The sequence below is a fragment of the Leclercia sp. Marseille-Q4284 genome (assembly GCF_916618945.1).
In the GTDB taxonomy this organism is placed as follows: domain Bacteria; phylum Pseudomonadota; class Gammaproteobacteria; order Enterobacterales; family Enterobacteriaceae; genus Enterobacter; species Enterobacter tamurae.
Window position 1 is genome coordinate 1,511,628 of sequence record NZ_CAKAKG010000001.1, and the last position, 15,867, is coordinate 1,527,494.

The following is a 15,867-nucleotide window of genomic DNA, read 5'->3' on the forward strand; positions in this document are numbered from 1 at the left end:
ATCGCTGTGCGTACCGTTTGCCTGCATTTGCCAGATGTTTTGTCAGATGTGCCAGAAGCCGGGTAACGTGCGCGACGTTACCCGGTGGGAAGGGGATCAGGCGTCAAAATCGCCGTGCTGGCGGGAGACGAGGGTCAGGATCGAGTAGAGCGCCACCGGCTGCTGGTGCTGGTTGACGATCTCAACTGACCACTCCACCACGCCGGTCGGTTTCTCTTCCGCCGTGCGCTGTTTCTTCAGGGTCTTGCGCTTACAGGTCAGACGCACCTGGATGGTATCGCCCGGTTTCACCGGCTCGATAAAGCGCAGGTTTTCCATGCCGTAGTTGGCGATCACCGGCCCGACGCCCGCATCGACGAACAGCCCGGCGGCGGCGGAGATCAGGAAGTACCCATGCACCACGCGCTCGCCAAAAATCGACTCCGCCGCGCCAATCTTGTCCATGTGGGCGTAGAAATGATCCCCGCTCAGGCAGGCAAAGTTAACGATATCGGTCTCGGTCAGGGTGCGGCGCGGGGTCAGCAGGCTGTCGCCCGGCTGCAGCTCCTCGAAATATTTGCGGAACGGATGAACGCGATCCTCCTGCACCTGGGCGCCACGCACCCACTGCTGGCTGATGGCGGCCAGCATGCTCGGGCTGCCCTGGATCGCGGTGCGTTGCAGGTAGTGTTTCACCGCCCGCAGCCCGCCCAGCTCTTCGCCACCCCCGGCACGGCCCGGACCGCCGTGCACCAGCTGCGGCAGCGGAGAGCCGTGGCCGGTGGACTCTTTGGCCGACTCTTCGTTAAGGATCTGGATACGCCCGTGGGCCCGCGCAGCCCCGGAGATGAACTGACGCGCCAGGCGCAGATCGGCGGTCACCAGCGTTCCGGCGAGGCTACCTTCCCCGGCGCGGGCCAGCGCCATGGCGTGTTCGCGGTCCTGATACGGCATCAGGGTGGCGACCGGGCCAAAAGCTTCGGTAGCGTGTACGGCCGGGGTTTCGTCCGGCTGCGGGCAGAACAGCAGCGTCGGCGGGAAGAAGGCCCCGGCGGCGTTCAGGTCGGCTTTACCGCCCAGACGGATCTGACACCCGGCAGCGACCAGGGCATCCACCTTCTCCTGCACGTCAGCGCGCTGGTCGGTGTTGACCAGCGAACCCATCTTGATTCCTTCCTGGGCCGGGTCACCCACCGCCACTTTCTCCAGCCGGACGATCAGCGCCTGGCTGACGGCTTCCACCTGCGCCTGCGGCACAATAATGCGGCGGATGGCGGTACATTTCTGTCCGGCTTTGGCCGTCATCTCCCGCACCACTTCGCGGATAAACAGGGCAAACTCCGGCTGCTCCGGAGTGACGTCATCCCCCAGCACGCAGCAGTTCAGGGAGTCCGCTTCCATAGTGAACGGAATCGATTTGGCGACGATGTTCGGGTGAACGCGCAGCATCTGGCCGGTGACGGCGGAGCCGGTAAAGGTCACCACGTCCTGATGATCGAGCTGGTCGAGCAGATCCCCCGCGCCGCCGCAGATCAGGCTGATAGCACCGTCCGGCACCAGGCCGCTGTCGACAATCGCTTTTACCATCGCCTGGGTCACCTGGGCGGTGGCGGTGGCCGGTTTGATGATTGCCGGCATCCCCGCCAGCCAGGTTGGAGCCAGTTTTTCCAGCATCCCCCAGCAGGGGAAGTTAAAGGCGTTGATGTGGACGGCCACGCCGGATTTCGAGGTCAGGACGTGACGGGCGGCAAAACCGCCTTCTTTCGACAGGGGGATCAGTTCATCTTCCGGCCACAGGGTGTCGTCCGGCAGTTCGCGGCTGCCGAGGCTGGCGAAGGTGAACAGCGTCCCAATCCCGCCCTCGATATCCACCCAGCTGTCGGCGCGGGTCGCTCCGGTCTGCGCGGAGAGGGCATAGAACACCTCTTTCTGGCTCATCAGATGTTTTGCCACCGCTTTCAGCATTGCGGCGCGCTCGATAAAGGTCATGGCGTGAAGTGATTCACCGCCTTGCTCAATGGCGTAACGACGCGCGGCGGCCATATCCAGCCCTTCGCTGGTGACCTGCCAGAGGGTTTCGCCGCTGATGGCGTGCTGAATAGTGCGCTCACGGCCCCGGCCAGACTGCCAGGTGCCGGACAAAAAGCTGGCTAACTGCTGCATTTTTCTCTCCGAGTGGTTCGTGATTTCACTATAGATAGTTTGATTATGAATCATAAAATGCAAGGGATGTTTTAATGATTTGTTAACAGTGTGATCTTGTCTGACTATTCCTGCTCCCTGTTTCCCGCCGCATAAGGGGCTCCGCAAAAGCCTTGCGAGCCACATCACAAAATAAACAAACACTCCTTGGGGTTATATTTAACCTTTGTGTAACTTTTAAGAAACGAAGTGATTCATCATTGAATGGAATTTACCGGTTAAACGAATCATAAGGGTGATGACGTGACGGAAGAACAACGCTTTGAACAGCGAATCGTGCAAGAGACGGCCATCGAGCCGCAGGACTGGATGCCTGACGCGTACCGCAAGACGCTGATCCGCCAGATTGGTCAGCACGCCCACTCCGAAATTGTCGGCATGCTGCCGGAAGGTAACTGGATCGCCCGCGCCCCGACGCTGCGCCGCAAGGCCATCCTGCTGGCGAAAGTGCAGGATGAAGCCGGACACGGCCTCTATCTCTACAGCGCGGCGGAGACGCTGGGCTGCGCCCGGGAAGACATCTACCAGAAGATGCTCGACGGCAAGATGAAGTACTCCTCGATCTTCAACTACCCGACCCTGAGCTGGGCTGATATCGGCGTGATTGGCTGGCTGGTGGATGGCGCGGCCATCGTTAACCAGGTGGCGCTGTGCCGCACTTCGTATGGTCCTTATGCCCGGGCGATGGTGAAAATCTGTAAAGAAGAGAGCTTCCACCAGCGTCAGGGCTTTGAAGCCTGCATGGCGCTGGCTCAGGGCAGCGAGGCCCAGCGCCAGATGCTGCAGGACGCCATCAACCGTTTCTGGTGGCCAGCGCTGATGATGTTCGGGCCGAACGACGACAACTCGCCGAACAGCGCCCGCAGCCTGGCCTGGAAGATCAAACGTTTTGGCAACGACGAGCTGCGTCAGCGCTTCGTCGACAACACCGTGCCGCAGGTGGAGATGCTGGGGATGACCGTCCCGGATGCGGATCTGCACTTCGATGCTGAAACCGGTCACTACCGTTTCGGCGAGATCGACTGGCAGGAGTTTGACGAGGTGATCAACGGCCGCGGCGTCTGCAATCACGAACGCCTGGCCGCCAAGAATAAAGCCTGGGAAGAGGGGACGTGGGTGCGCGAAGCCGCCCTGGCGCACGCAGAAAAACAACACGCCCGCAAGGTCGCGTAAGGGGAATCACGATGAGCAAAACATACTGGCCGTTATACGAAGTGTTTGTCCGCAGCAAACAGGGGTTGTCTCACCGCCACGTCGGCAGCCTGCACGCCGCCGATGACCGCATGGCGCTGGAAAACGCCCGCGATGCTTATACCCGCCGCAGCGAAGGCTGCTCCATCTGGGTGGTGAAGGCGAGCGAAATCGTCGCCTCGCAGCCGGAAGAGCGCGGTGAGTTTTTCGATCCGGCGGAAACCAAGGTTTATCGTCATCCCACTTTCTACACCATCCCTGATGGCATCGAGCACATGTGAGGTCCGGGATGAAAACGTTAACGCACTATGTTCTGCGTCTGGGTGATAACGGCCTGGTGCTCTCTCAGCGTCTGGGGGCCTGGTGTGGCCACGCCCCGGAGCTGGAAATTGACCTCGCGCTGGCCAATATCGGCCTCGACCTGCTGGGCCAGGCACGCAACTTCTTAACCTACGCCGCCGAACTGGAAGGCACAGGCGATGAAGATACGCTGGCCTTCCAGCGTGACGAACGCCAGTTCAGCAACCTGCTGCTGGTGGAGCAGCCGAACGGCAACTTCGCCGACACCATTGCCCGACAGTACTTTATCGACGCCTGGCACGTGGCGCTGTTTACCCGTCTGACGAACAGCCGCGACCCGCAGCTGGCCGCCATTGCCGCCAAATCCATCAAAGAAGCGCGCTATCACCTGCGCTTCAGCCGTGGCTGGCTGGAACGCCTGGGGAACGGCACGGCGGTTTCCACGCAGAAAATGCAGCATGCGGTCAACGACCTGTGGCGCTTCACCGCCGAGCTGTTCGAAGCCGACGAGATCGACTTAGGCCTGGTGGCCGAGGGTATCGCCGTCGATCCGCGCAGCCTGCGTGACGAATGGGAAGCGGAAGTCTTTGCCGGGCTGAACGCGGCGACGCTGAGCGTTCCTGAGGAAACTGCCTACCGCAGCGGCGGCCGTAAAGGGCTGCACACCGAACATCTGGGACCGATGCTGGCAGAGATGCAATATCTGCAGCGCGTCAATCCCGGCCAGCAGTGGTAGAGCAGGAGAGCGCTATGCAACGTTTCGCTGAACCCGCACCCGCCGCCGTCCCGCAGATCTGGTCCCTGTTAAGCCAGATCCCGGACCCGGAGATCCCGGTGCTGACCATTACCGATTTAGGGATGGTGCGCAGCGTGACCCCGCAGGGTGAGGGCTGGGCCATCGGCTTTACGCCGACCTATTCCGGCTGCCCGGCCACCGACCACCTGATGGGGGCGATCCGCGACACGTTGACCGCTCACGGCTATGGACCGGTGCAGATCAGCATCCAGCTCGACCCGGCGTGGACCACCGACTGGATGACCCCGGACGCCCGGGAGCGTCTGCGCCAGTACGGCATCAGCCCACCCGCCGGACACAGCTGCCATGCGCATCTGCCTGCCGAGGTGACCTGTCCGCGCTGCGCCAGCACCCGTACCACGATGATCAGTGAATTTGGTTCCACGGCCTGTAAAGCGCTCTACCGCTGCGACAGCTGCCGGGAACCCTTCGACTATTTCAAATGTATCTGAGGTCGCCATGACAACGTTTCATTCCTTAACGGTGGCAAAAGTAGAACCCGAAACCCGCGATGCGGTGACCATTACCTTCGCGGTTCCCCAGGCGTTGCAGGAGGCGTATCGCTTCCGTCCGGGCCAGCATCTGACTCTGAAAGCCCATTTAGCGGGGGAAGAGTTGCGCCGCTGCTACTCCATCTGCCGCAGCGTTCAGCCGGGCGAGATCAGCGTGGCGGTGAAAGCCATCGACGGCGGGCGCTTCTCGCGCTATGCCCGGGATGAGATCACACAGGGGATGGCGCTGGAGGTGATGGTGCCCCAGGGCCACTTTGGTTATCAGCCCCAGGCGGAACGAGAAGGCTGCTACCTGGCGATTGCCGCCGGTTCCGGCATCACCCCGATGCTGGCGATCGTCTCCAGCACCCTGAAAACCGAACCCAACAGCCAGTTCACCCTGATCTACGGCAACCGCAGCAGCCAGAGCATGATGTTCCGTCAGGCGCTGGCCGACCTGAAGGATAGCTATCCCACCCGCCTGCAGGTGGTCAACATTTTCAGCCAGGAGACGCTGGACAGCGAGCTGCTGCACGGCCGCATCGACGGCGAAAAGCTGCAGGCGCTGGCGAAACATCTGATCGACTTCAGCCAGTTTGACGAAGCCTTTATCTGCGGCCCGGCGGCGATGATGGACGAGGCCGAGCAGACCCTGAAAGCGCTGGGCATGCCGGAAAAATCCTTGCATCTGGAACGCTTCAACACCCCGGGCACCAGCGTAAAACGCGCCCACACCGTGCAGGTGGAGGGCCAGAAAGTGACGGTGCGCCAGGACGGACGCGACCGCGAGATCACCCTTACGGCCGACGACGAGAGCATTCTCGACGCCGCCCTGCGTCAGGGGGCGGATCTGCCGTACGCCTGCAAGGGCGGGGTCTGCGCCACCTGCAAATGCAAAGTGCTGCGCGGGAAAGTGGATATGGCGACCAACTACAGCCTCGAGCCGGACGAACTGGCGGCGGGCTACGTTCTGAGCTGCCAGGCCCTGCCGTTGACCAGCGACGTGCTGGTGGACTTTGACGCGAAGGGGATGGCATGAGCGACCTGATTGTTACCCGTCAGGGTCGGGTTTTGCACCTGACTCTCAACCGCCCGGCGGCCCGCAACGCTCTTAACAATGCGTTGCTGAGCGAGCTGGCGATCACCCTCGAAGCCGCGGCTGACGACCGCGAGATTTCGGTGTGTGTGATTTCTGGCAACGAACGCTTCTTTGCTGCGGGGGCCGATCTGAATGAAATGGCGGAAAAAGATCTGGCCGCCACCTTGAACGATATTCGTCCCCAGCTATGGGGGCGGATCAACGCCTTCAGCAAACCACTGATCGCCGCGGTCAACGGCTACGCGCTGGGCGCAGGCTGCGAACTGGCGCTGCTCTGCGATGTGGTGATTGCCGGGGAGAACGCCCGTTTCGGCCTGCCAGAAATTACGCTGGGCATTATGCCGGGCGCGGGCGGCACCCAGCGCCTGATCCGCAGCGTCGGCAAATCGCTGGCCAGCAAAATGGTGCTGACCGGGGAGAGCATTACCGCCCGTCAGGCGCAGGCCGCGGGGCTGGTGAGCGACGTTTATCCCGAATCTCTGACCCTGGAATATGCCCTCCAGCAGGCGGCGCTGATGGCGCGCCACTCCCCGCTGGCGTTGCAGGCCGCGAAGCAGGCCTTACGCCAGTCGCAGGAGGTGCCCCTGCAGGCCGGGCTGGCCCAGGAGCGTCAGCTCTTTACCCTGCTGGCGGCCACCGAGGATCGCCGCGAGGGCATTGATGCCTTTCTGCAAAAACGCACCCCCGACTTTAAAGGACGCTAACCATGGATTTCATTCTGAGTCACGTTGAGCAGGGGGTAATGACCCTTACCCTGAACCGCCCGGAGCGTCTCAACAGCTTTAACGAGGAGATGCATCTGCAGCTGGCGGCGTGCCTGACCCAGGCCGAGCGCGACGACAGCGTGCGCTGTCTGCTGGTGACCGGTGCCGGACGCGGTTTTTGCGCCGGACAGGATCTCAACGACCGCAACGTCGACCCGAACAGCCCCGCGCCGGACCTCGGGATGTCGGTGGAGAAATTTTATAACCCGCTGGTTAAGCGCCTGGCAAAACTGCCCAAGCCGGTGATCTGCGCGGTGAACGGCGTCGCCGCCGGGGCCGGTGCCACCCTGGCACTGGGCTGCGACATCGTGATCGCCGCCCGCTCGGTGAACTTTGTGATGGCCTTCAGCAAGCTGGGTCTGATACCAGATTCCGGCGGGACCTGGCTGCTGCCGCGCCTCACCGGCCGCGCCCGGGCGATGGGCCTGGCTCTGCTGGGGGAGAAAATCAGCGCTGAACAGGCGCACGCCTGGGGGATGATCTGGCAGGTGGTGGATGATGCTGAACTGACCGACACCGCCCGCCAGCTGGCGGTGCATCTCGCTTCGCAGCCGACCTTTGGCCTGGGGCTGATCAAGCAGGCGATCAACGCCGCCGAAACCAACACCCTGGACGCACAGCTGGATCTGGAGCGTGACTATCAGCGCCTGGCCGGACGCAGTGCCGACTACCGGGAAGGCGTCGGCGCCTTCCTCAACAAACGCGCGCCGCAGTTTACGGGGAAATAAGATGACGACTATTCATACCGTGGCGGTGATTGGCAGCGGCATCATGGGAGCGGGGATCGCCGAAGTGGCGGCCAGCCACGGGCATCCGGTGCTGGTATATGACATCAATGCCGGGGCCATTACTCGCGCCATTGACGGCATCCGCACCCGTCTCGAATCCCGCGTGGCGCGAGGCAAGCTGAGCGCTCAGGCCTGCGAGCAGACGCTCCAGCGCCTGATCCCGGTCACCGACATTCACGCCCTGGCGGCGGCCGACCTGGTGATTGAAGCGGCCTCTGAGCAGATGGAAATTAAAAAGGCGCTCTTTGCCGAACTGGCGGCCATCTGCCCGGCCAACACGCTCCTGACCAGCAACACCTCCTCTATCTCGATCACCGCAATTGCCGCCGACCTGCGCCACCCCGAGCGCGTGGCCGGGCTGCACTTCTTTAATCCGGCCCCGGTGATGAAGCTGGTGGAGGTGGTGAGCGGTCTGGCGACCTCGGAAGAAGTGGTGGCGCAACTGAGTGAACTGGCGGTGAACTGGGGTAAACAGCCGGTGCGCTGCCAGTCCACTCCGGGCTTTATCGTTAACCGCGTGGCGCGTCCTTATTACGCCGAAGCCTGGCGGGCGCTGGAAGAGCAGGTGGCCGCCCCGGAAATTATCGACGCGGCGCTGCGCGACGGCGCAGGCTTCCCGATGGGGCCGCTGGAGCTGACCGACATGATCGGCCAGGACGTCAACTTCGCCGTCACCTGTTCAGTATTTAACGCCTTCTGGCAGGAGCGCCGTTTCCTGCCGTCGCTGGTGCAGCAGGAGCTGGTGCTGGCCGGGCGCTTCGGTAAGAAGAGCGGCCAGGGCGTCTACAACTGGCGCAGCGAGAGGCCTGCCGTGAACTGGCAGAAGACCGTTGGCGACACATGGAGCGCCATGAGCGTGCAACGAAGAAGTGACGGTGTCACCGAAATTGACGGCCTGCTGCTGATCGAGACCCAGGGCGAGACTGCCCAGGCGCTGGCGAACCGTTACGGCCAGCCGGTAGTGGTCATCGATCGGCAAGAAGGGGATGTAGCGGTGATTGCCGCCGCGGCCAGCAACCCGACCTCCGCTACCCTGAAAGCGGTCCGGCATCTGCAGCAGCAGGGCAAGCGCGTCCTGCAGGTGGCGGATTATCCCGGCCTCTTGATCTGGCGCACGGTGGCGATGATCGTCAACGAAGCCCTCGACGCCCTGCAAAAAGGGGTCGCCAGCGAACAGGATATCGATACCGCCATGCGCCTCGGGGTGAACTATCCGCGCGGCCCGCTGGCGTGGGGAGAACAGCTTGGCTGGCAGCGTCTGCTGATTCTGCTGGAAAACCTGCAACGCCACTACGGCGAAGAGCGTTACCGTCCGTCATCCCTGCTGCGCCAGCGCGCGCTTCTGGAGAGTAGCTATGAGTCATAACGCCTGGCGCAACGCCCGCGCCATGTATGAAAACGATGCCTGCGCCCAGTCCTGTGGCATCGACATTATTGAGATGGATGACGGCGTCGCCGTGCTGACCATGACCGTCACCCCGCAGATGCTCAACGGCCACAAAAGCTGCCACGGTGGCCAGCTGTTTACCCTCGCCGATACGGCCTTCGCCTACGCCTGCAACAGTCAGGGGCTGGCGGCGGTGGCCTCGGGCTGCACCATCGATTTTGTGCGTCCGGCCTTTGCCCATGACAGGCTCACCGCCACCGCGCAGGTGCGTCATCAGGGGAAACAGACCGGCGTGTACGACATTGAAATTGTTAACCAACAGCAAAAAACCATTGCCCTGTTCCGTGGGAAATCCCACCGCATCGGCGGCACTATTACAGGAGAAGCATAATGCGTGACGCCTTTATTTGTGACGGGATCCGAACCCCTATTGGCCGCTATGCCGGGGCATTATCCGGCGTGCGCGCGGACGATCTGGGCGCCATCCCCCTGCGCGAGCTGCTGGTGCGTAACCCGGGTCTGGACGCGGAACGCATTGATGATGTGATTTTTGGCTGTGCCAACCAGGCGGGGGAAGACAACCGCAACGTGGCGCGAATGTCCCTGCTGCTGGCCGGGCTGCCGCAGACCGTTTCCGGCACCACCCTCAACCGCCTGTGCGGCTCCGGCCTGGATGCGCTGGGCTTTGCTGCCCGCGCCATTCGCGCCGGTGATGGTGACCTGATGATCGCCGGGGGCGTGGAGTCGATGTCCCGTGCGCCCTTCGTGATGGGAAAAGCCACCAGCGCCTTCCAGCGCCAGAATGAAATCTTTGATACCACCATCGGCTGGCGTTTTGTGAACCCGCTCATGGCGCAGCAATATGGTTCTGACAGCATGCCGGAAACGGCAGAGAATGTAGCGGAATTGTTACGAATTTCCCGTGAAGATCAGGACGCCTTTGCTTTCCGCAGCCAGCAGCGCACCGCCCAGGCTCAGGCCAACGGCATCCTGGCCCAGGAGATCGTCCCGGTGATGATTAAAGGCAAAAAAGGGGCGGTGACTGAAGTGATGCATGATGAGCACCTGCGCCCGGAGACCACCCTCGAGATGCTGGCCGGGCTGAAAGCCCCGTTCCGCGCCGGTGGCGTGGTCACCGCAGGTAACGCATCCGGCGTGAATGACGGTGCCGCAGCGCTGATTATCGCCAGCGAGGAGATGGCCGCGGCGCAGGGCTTAACCCCGCGTACCCGCATCGTGGCGATGGCCACCGCCGGGGTGGAACCGCGTCTGATGGGGCTGGGCCCGGTGCCGGCCACCCGCCGCGTGCTGGAGCGCGCCGGGCTGAGCATCAACGATATGGACGTTATCGAACTGAATGAAGCCTTTGCGTCGCAGGCGCTGGGCGTGCTGCGCGAGCTGGGGCTGCCGGACGATGCTGCGCATGTGAACCCTAACGGGGGCGCGATTGCTTTAGGCCATCCGCTGGGGATGAGCGGAGCCCGTCTGGCGCTGGCCGCCAGCAACGAGCTGCATCGTCGGAAAGGGCGTTATGCGCTCTGCACGATGTGCATTGGTGTCGGTCAGGGAATTGCCATGATCCTTGAGCGTGTCTGAACAATTATAAAAATGTGAGTACCCTACAATGACAATCACAACGACAACTAAGCTGGATCCGATCGAAACCGCGTCCCTGGATGAACTGCAGGCCCTGCAAACCCAGCGCCTGAAGTGGACCTTAGAACACGCTTATAACAACGTCCCGATGTACAAACGCAAGTTTGATGCGGCGGGGGTCCATCCTGACGATTTCAAAGAGTTAGCGGATATCCGCAAGTTCCCGTGCACCACTAAACAGGATCTGCGCGACAACTATCCCTTCGACACTTTCGCGGTACCGATGGAGCAGGTGGTGCGTATTCATGCCTCCTCGGGCACTACCGGCAAACCGACCGTGGTCGGCTACACACAAAACGACATTGATAACTGGGCCAACATTGTGGCGCGCTCCCTGCGGGCCGCAGGCGGCAGTGCGAAAGATAAAATTCATGTGGCTTATGGCTACGGACTCTTTACCGGCGGACTGGGGGCGCACTACGGTGCCGAGCGTTTAGGTGCGACGGTGATCCCGATGTCCGGCGGCCAGACCGAGAAACAGGCCCAGCTGATCCGCGATTTCCAGCCGGACATGATCATGGTGACGCCATCCTACTGCCTCAACCTGATCGAAGAGCTTGAGCGCCAGATGGGCGGCGATGCCAGCCAGTGCTCCCTGCGGGTCGGTGTGTTTGGTGCTGAGCCCTGGACCCTGGCGATGCGCCGCGAAATTGAAAAACGCCTCGGTATTACCGCCCTCGACATCTACGGCCTCTCCGAAGTAATGGGCCCGGGCGTGGCGATGGAGTGTATCGAAACCGCCGACGGCCCGACCATCTGGGAAGATCACTTCTACCCGGAAATCGTCAACCCGAACGATGGCACGCCGCTGAACGACGGCGAGCAGGGCGAACTGCTGTTCACCACCCTGACCAAAGAGGCGCTGCCGGTGATCCGCTACCGCACCCGCGACCTGACCCGCCTGCTGCCGGGTACCGCCCGCACCATGCGCCGTATGGATCGCATCAGCGGTCGCAGCGACGACATGCTGATCATCCGCGGCGTGAACGTCTTCCCGTCCCAGCTGGAAGAGGAGATCGTCAAGTTCGAGCACCTGTCGCCGCACTATCAGCTGGAGGTGAATCGTCGGGGCCATCTTGATTCGCTTTCAGTGAAGGTGGAGCTGAAACAGAGCAGCTTAACCCTGACCCATGAGCAGCGCTGCCACGTGTGCCATGAGCTGCGCCACCGCATCAAGTCGATGGTCGGGATCTCCACCGACGTGACCATTGTCAACTGCGGCAGCATCCCGCGTTCCGAAGGCAAAGCCTGTCGCGTCTTCGACCTGCGTAAGGTTGCCGCCAACGGTTAATTCCGGCCTGCCGACCCTCTCCGTATTGGGGAGGGTCAGGCTTTTGGGGCTATGCTATGATTCATCCGACATAATAATCACAACAGAATGAATCACATGAGTAAACTCGACGCCTTTATCCAGCACGCGGTCAGCTCCGTTCCCGTCAGCGGCACCTCGTTGATCTCCTCCCTGTACGGTGATGCGCTGTCGCATCGCGGCGGCGAAGTCTGGCTGGGAAGCCTGGCGGCACTGCTGGAGGGAATGGGATTTGGTGAACGCTTCGTGCGCACCGCGCTGTTCCGCCTGAACAAAGAGGGCTGGCTGGATGTGGTCCGTATCGGCCGACGCAGCTTTTACCGCCTGAGCGACAAAGGGCTGCGCTTAACCCGTCGCGCCGAGGCAAAAATTTACCGCGCAGAATTACCGGCCTGGGACGGCAAATGGTTGCTGCTGCTCTCCGAAGGGATGGACAAAGCCACGCTGGCGGATGTGAAAAAGCAGCTGATCTGGCAGGGGTTCGGCACTCTGGCACCCAGCCTGATGGCCTCGCCATCGCAGCAGCTGGCAGACGTGCAGACGTTACTGCACGAAGCGGGGGTGGCCGAGAACGTCATCTGCTTTGAGGCGCATTCGCCGCTGGCGCTCTCCCGCGCCGCGCTGCGCTCCCGGGTGGAGGAGTGCTGGCAGCTCAGCGAGCAGAACGGCATGTATGAAACCTTTATCGACTCGTTCCGTCCGCTCCTGCCGCTGCTGCGGGAGGCCACCCCGGATGAGCTGACGCCGGAACGCTGCTTCCAGATCCAGCTGCTGCTGATCCATTTTTATCGCCGGGTGGTGCTGAAAGATCCGCTGTTGCCTGAAGAGTTACTCCCGTCGCACTGGGCAGGCCAGACGGCCCGCCAGCTGTGCATCAACATTTATCAGCGCGTCGCGCCGGGTGCGCTGGCGTTTGTCAGTGAGAAAGGCGAGACCAGCGTCGGCGAACTGCCGTCGCCGGGCTCTTCTTACTGGCAACGCTTCGGCGGCCTGACGCCTGCGTAAAGGAGGTAGTGTGCCTGTATATCAAATCGATGGGATGACCCCGGTTGTTCCGCCAGAGAGTTATGTCCACCCGACCGCGGTGCTGATTGGCGATGTGATCCTTGGCAAGGGGGTCTACGTGGGGCCCAACGCCAGCCTGCGCGGTGATTTTGGCCGTATCCTGGTGAAAGACGGAGCCAATATCCAGGATAACTGCATCATGCACGGTTTCCCGGAGCAGGATACGGTGGTGGAGGAGGAGGGCCATATTGGTCATGGCGCGATCCTGCACGGTTGCATCATCCGCCGCAATGCGCTGGTGGGGATGAATGCGGTGATCATCGACGGGGCGGTGATTGGCGAAAACAGCATTGTCGGCGCGGCCGCGTTTGTGAAAGCGAAGGCGGAAATGCCGGCCGACCATCTGATTATCGGCAGCCCGGCCAAAGCGATCCGGGTGCTGAGCGAGCAGGAAAAAGAGTGGAAAAAGCAGGGCACCCGGGAGTATCAGACCCTGGTTGAGCGCTGCAAACAGACGATGCATCAGGTGGAGCCGCTGCACGAGGTTGAACCGGACCGTAAGCGGCTGGTGTTTGATGAAAATCTGCGGCCCAAATCCGCCGGTTGAGCGGCAAAACCCGCTTCATAACGAGATCGGGATCACGTAAATATCTGTTTTTATGATATTAAACAAGAAAATATAATAGGCCTCAATCTGAGGGTTGACACTGCGTCTATAATGAGTAAATTAGAACTCAGCACCACAGAGAAATAAATGTTTCACGGTGCGGTAATAGAGCAGTAACGAGATGCGATAAAGGCCACGAAGTAGTGTAGTTTGGGTCCTGGTAATAAGTAAACGCCAGTGTGAACACGCTTTCAGGCCATGCAGTAAATCAGTACGATCGCATGATGGGGAAGTTAACGCGATGATGTAAGGCCTTGTTTCAAAGAGTAATGGTCGCGACTTGGGTACGTAAGTATGGCGTTAAGAATATCGCGACGCAGTTAAGGCAACGCATCAAGAGTATATATCGCGTGGGTGATGTACACGACAGGAAAAAATGTTATTTCACATACTTATCGAAGGAGGTAGCGTTAACTGGTTTAAACGGTAATCCTGTGAGAATACGTACATCTTTGAAGTTGTAGTGTGTAATTAAGTTGATGAATGTTAATTATTAATTTGGTAGTACCCTAAAAGCCCTGGCAAAATATCGCTGGGGCTTTTTCATTTCTGCGGCGTTAATTCCCGTCCCGCTGTTGATGGTGTAAAAACGACCATTAATGTGCAGCCAGTTCGTAAAAGAATGCCGGGTTCGCCTGGATCGTGGCCAGCACTTTTGCCGCCAGGCCCGTAGGATTACGTCGTCTGGATTCCCAGCTTTTGATGGTGTCCACGCTGGTACCCAGCGCTTTTGCCATTTCAGCCTGAGAAACGTTGAGCTGCTCTCGGATCGCCTTCACATCGGCAATCTCGTAGCGGGTGACACGAGCAGGGGCTTTGGTCCCGTTTTTGATCTCTACCGCCTCTTTCAGAGACGTTTTCAGTTCGTCAAAAAAATTCATTTCATACCTCATTTTTCAGTAAGGTTGTCAGTTTCTTGAGTTCAGCCTTTTCTGCATCAGTCAGATTCTCTTTGGCGCTTTTCGGATAAGCGAGCACTAGCCAGATAATCTCCCGCGTTGCCAGAAGGTAAATCACCCTGGCGCTACCGCTTTTACCCTGAGTGCCCGTTGCCATCCGGACTTTTCGCAGCCCGCCGGTATGCTGGATGACATCGCCTTTGTCCGGAAAGGCAATGAGCTCTCTTTGTAATGTCAGAAGCTCATCATCAGTCGCGATCTGTTTAATTTGCCGCGTAAACAGTGACGTCTCGATAAATTCTATTGCATGGCACACGATACTCTCTCCATGTAAGGTACCACGTACACCCCTTGGTGTACATAGTACAGGTCCATAATTATTTTGCTGCCAGAGAACGCGTGAACTAAAACGATCTCTGATGCTGGCTGGCATTGTATGAAGCGTGGGAAGAGTGTGCTGAAAAGCGTGCTGACTCTACGAGGCGTCTCGTAAAGATGCGAGAGAAGGCAGGGGAAATAAAAAACTCCCACCGGGTGGTGGGAGTGGGAAATCTTATGCTGCTACCAGGCTGTCGATCGCGGCTTTCGCGTCGGACTGAGCTTTGGTTGCCACTTCCGGACCGTATGCGATACCTTCAGCAAACACGAAGTTCACGTCGGTAATGCCGATGAAGCCCAGGAACACGGACAGGTACGGGGCAATCAGGTCAGTTGGGGTATCTTTGTGAATACCACCACGGCTGGAGAGCACAACCGCACGCTTACCGGTAACCAGACCTTCCGGCCCTTTCTCGGTGTAGCGGAAGGTGACGCCAGCACGGGCAATCAGGTCAAAGTAGTTTTTCAGCTGCGTCGGGATGTTGAAGTTATACATCGGGGCGTTAATCACGATCACGTCGTGCGCCTGCAGCTCGGCAATCAGCTCATCAGAGAGCGCCAGCGCTTCCTGCTGACGTGGGGTCAGCGGCGCATCGCTCGGACGCAGAGCACCTACCAGTTCACCATCCAGTACCGGAATTGGCTGAGCGGCCAGATCGCGGACGGTGATTTCGTCACCGCTGTGCTGTTCACGCCACTGTTCAACGAAATAATCAGACAGCTGACCAGACTGAGAGTACCCTGCCAGAATACTGGATTTAAGAACTAATACTTTGCTCATGGGTGATTCCTTTTATGTATTTGATAAGGGGGGTGGCCCCGTTGCTTGCTGACACTTTATTCACAATCCTGTCGCAGGGATAGCGCAATATATCGAAGCCTATGTTCGAATTTTTTGAATAAGGCGCAAAAACCACCGATGTGGTACTCTATATCAATCATTAAAAAGAGATTTT

17 protein-coding genes are annotated in these 15,867 nt (G+C 60.0%); 13 read left to right on the forward strand and 4 right to left on the reverse strand.

All coding sequences use genetic code 11. The annotated features are described in order from the left end of the window. Positions 1 to 96: 96 nt before the first annotated feature. Positions 97 to 2,142 (reverse strand): phenylacetic acid degradation bifunctional protein PaaZ, encoded by a 2,046-nt coding sequence (paaZ, locus tag LG383_RS07045; protein ID WP_225758652.1) that lies wholly within the window; start codon positions 2,140 to 2,142, stop codon positions 97 to 99. Positions 2,143 to 2,424: 282 nt separating this feature from the next. Between paaZ and paaA the strand changes: the two genes are divergently transcribed. From paaA to paaY, 13 genes are all read left to right on the forward strand, one after another. Further along, the gene (gene paaA, locus LG383_RS07050; protein WP_225758653.1) at positions 2,425 to 3,354 is read left to right on the forward strand and encodes a 1,2-phenylacetyl-CoA epoxidase subunit PaaA; all 930 of its coding nucleotides are present in this window, start codon (positions 2,425 to 2,427) and stop codon (positions 3,352 to 3,354) included. A gap of 11 nt (positions 3,355 to 3,365) precedes the next feature. Next, on the forward strand, positions 3,366 to 3,653 hold the full coding sequence (gene paaB / locus LG383_RS07055) for a 1,2-phenylacetyl-CoA epoxidase subunit PaaB (protein ID WP_106993070.1): 288 nt from the start codon (positions 3,366 to 3,368) through the stop codon (positions 3,651 to 3,653). An 8-nt stretch (positions 3,654 to 3,661) separates the two neighbouring features. Beyond that, positions 3,662 to 4,408 carry a 1,2-phenylacetyl-CoA epoxidase subunit PaaC gene (gene paaC / locus LG383_RS07060; RefSeq protein ID WP_225758654.1) on the forward strand — a complete coding sequence of 249 codons (747 nt, stop codon included), beginning with the start codon at positions 3,662 to 3,664 and terminating at the stop codon, positions 4,406 to 4,408. A 14-nt stretch (positions 4,409 to 4,422) separates the two neighbouring features. Beyond that, a complete protein-coding gene (paaD, locus tag LG383_RS07065; protein WP_106993068.1) occupies positions 4,423 to 4,920 on the forward strand; it encodes a 1,2-phenylacetyl-CoA epoxidase subunit PaaD in 498 nt (165 codons plus the stop codon). Positions 4,921 to 4,927: 7 nt separating this feature from the next. Next, positions 4,928 to 5,998, forward strand: a complete 1,071-nt coding sequence (gene paaE / locus LG383_RS07070; RefSeq protein WP_225758655.1) for a 1,2-phenylacetyl-CoA epoxidase subunit PaaE — start codon at positions 4,928 to 4,930, stop codon at positions 5,996 to 5,998. Further along, complete coding sequence (gene paaF, locus LG383_RS07075) at positions 5,995 to 6,762, forward strand: 2,3-dehydroadipyl-CoA hydratase PaaF (RefSeq protein ID WP_225758656.1); 768 nt, start codon at positions 5,995 to 5,997, stop codon at positions 6,760 to 6,762. The genes paaE and paaF overlap by 4 nt, the downstream gene beginning before the upstream one ends. A gap of 2 nt (positions 6,763 to 6,764) precedes the next feature. Beyond that, on the forward strand, positions 6,765 to 7,550 hold the full coding sequence (paaG, locus tag LG383_RS07080) for a 2-(1,2-epoxy-1,2-dihydrophenyl)acetyl-CoA isomerase PaaG (RefSeq protein WP_225758657.1): 786 nt from the start codon (positions 6,765 to 6,767) through the stop codon (positions 7,548 to 7,550). Position 7,551: 1 nt separating this feature from the next. After that, a complete protein-coding gene (paaH, locus tag LG383_RS07085) occupies positions 7,552 to 8,976 on the forward strand; it encodes a 3-hydroxyacyl-CoA dehydrogenase PaaH (protein ID WP_225758658.1) in 1,425 nt (474 codons plus the stop codon). After that, positions 8,966 to 9,388, forward strand: a complete 423-nt coding sequence (gene paaI / locus LG383_RS07090; RefSeq protein ID WP_225758659.1) for a hydroxyphenylacetyl-CoA thioesterase PaaI — start codon at positions 8,966 to 8,968, stop codon at positions 9,386 to 9,388. Before paaH ends, paaI begins: the two co-directional genes overlap by 11 nt. Next, entirely contained in the window at positions 9,388 to 10,593 is a 1,206-nt protein-coding gene (gene pcaF / locus LG383_RS07095; RefSeq protein WP_225758660.1) for a 3-oxoadipyl-CoA thiolase, read from the forward strand. Before paaI ends, pcaF begins: the two co-directional genes overlap by 1 nt. Positions 10,594 to 10,627: 34 nt before the next feature. Then, entirely contained in the window at positions 10,628 to 11,944 is a 1,317-nt protein-coding gene (gene paaK / locus LG383_RS07100; protein WP_106993550.1) for a phenylacetate--CoA ligase PaaK, read from the forward strand. Positions 11,945 to 12,031: 87 nt separating this feature from the next. Further along, on the forward strand, positions 12,032 to 12,967 hold the full coding sequence (paaX, locus tag LG383_RS07105) for a phenylacetic acid degradation operon negative regulatory protein PaaX (RefSeq protein ID WP_225758661.1): 936 nt from the start codon (positions 12,032 to 12,034) through the stop codon (positions 12,965 to 12,967). Between the two features lie 10 nt (positions 12,968 to 12,977). Continuing rightward, positions 12,978 to 13,574 (forward strand): phenylacetic acid degradation protein PaaY, encoded by a 597-nt coding sequence (paaY, locus tag LG383_RS07110; RefSeq protein ID WP_106993060.1) that lies wholly within the window; start codon positions 12,978 to 12,980, stop codon positions 13,572 to 13,574. A 656-nt stretch (positions 13,575 to 14,230) separates the two neighbouring features. On the opposite strand, the gene nadS is transcribed toward paaY, so the two are convergent. The 3 genes from nadS to azoR form a co-directional block, all read right to left on the reverse strand. Beyond that, positions 14,231 to 14,515, reverse strand: a complete 285-nt coding sequence (gene nadS / locus LG383_RS07115) for a NadS family protein (RefSeq protein WP_106993059.1) — start codon at positions 14,513 to 14,515, stop codon at positions 14,231 to 14,233. A 1-nt stretch (position 14,516) separates the two neighbouring features. After that, positions 14,517 to 14,849 (reverse strand): type II toxin-antitoxin system RelE/ParE family toxin, encoded by a 333-nt coding sequence (locus LG383_RS07120; RefSeq protein ID WP_106993058.1) that lies wholly within the window; start codon positions 14,847 to 14,849, stop codon positions 14,517 to 14,519. A gap of 237 nt (positions 14,850 to 15,086) precedes the next feature. After that, positions 15,087 to 15,692, reverse strand: coding sequence for an FMN-dependent NADH-azoreductase (azoR, locus tag LG383_RS07125; protein WP_106993057.1), 606 nt, complete (start codon positions 15,690 to 15,692; stop codon positions 15,087 to 15,089). Between the last annotated feature and the right edge of the window lie 175 nt (positions 15,693 to 15,867).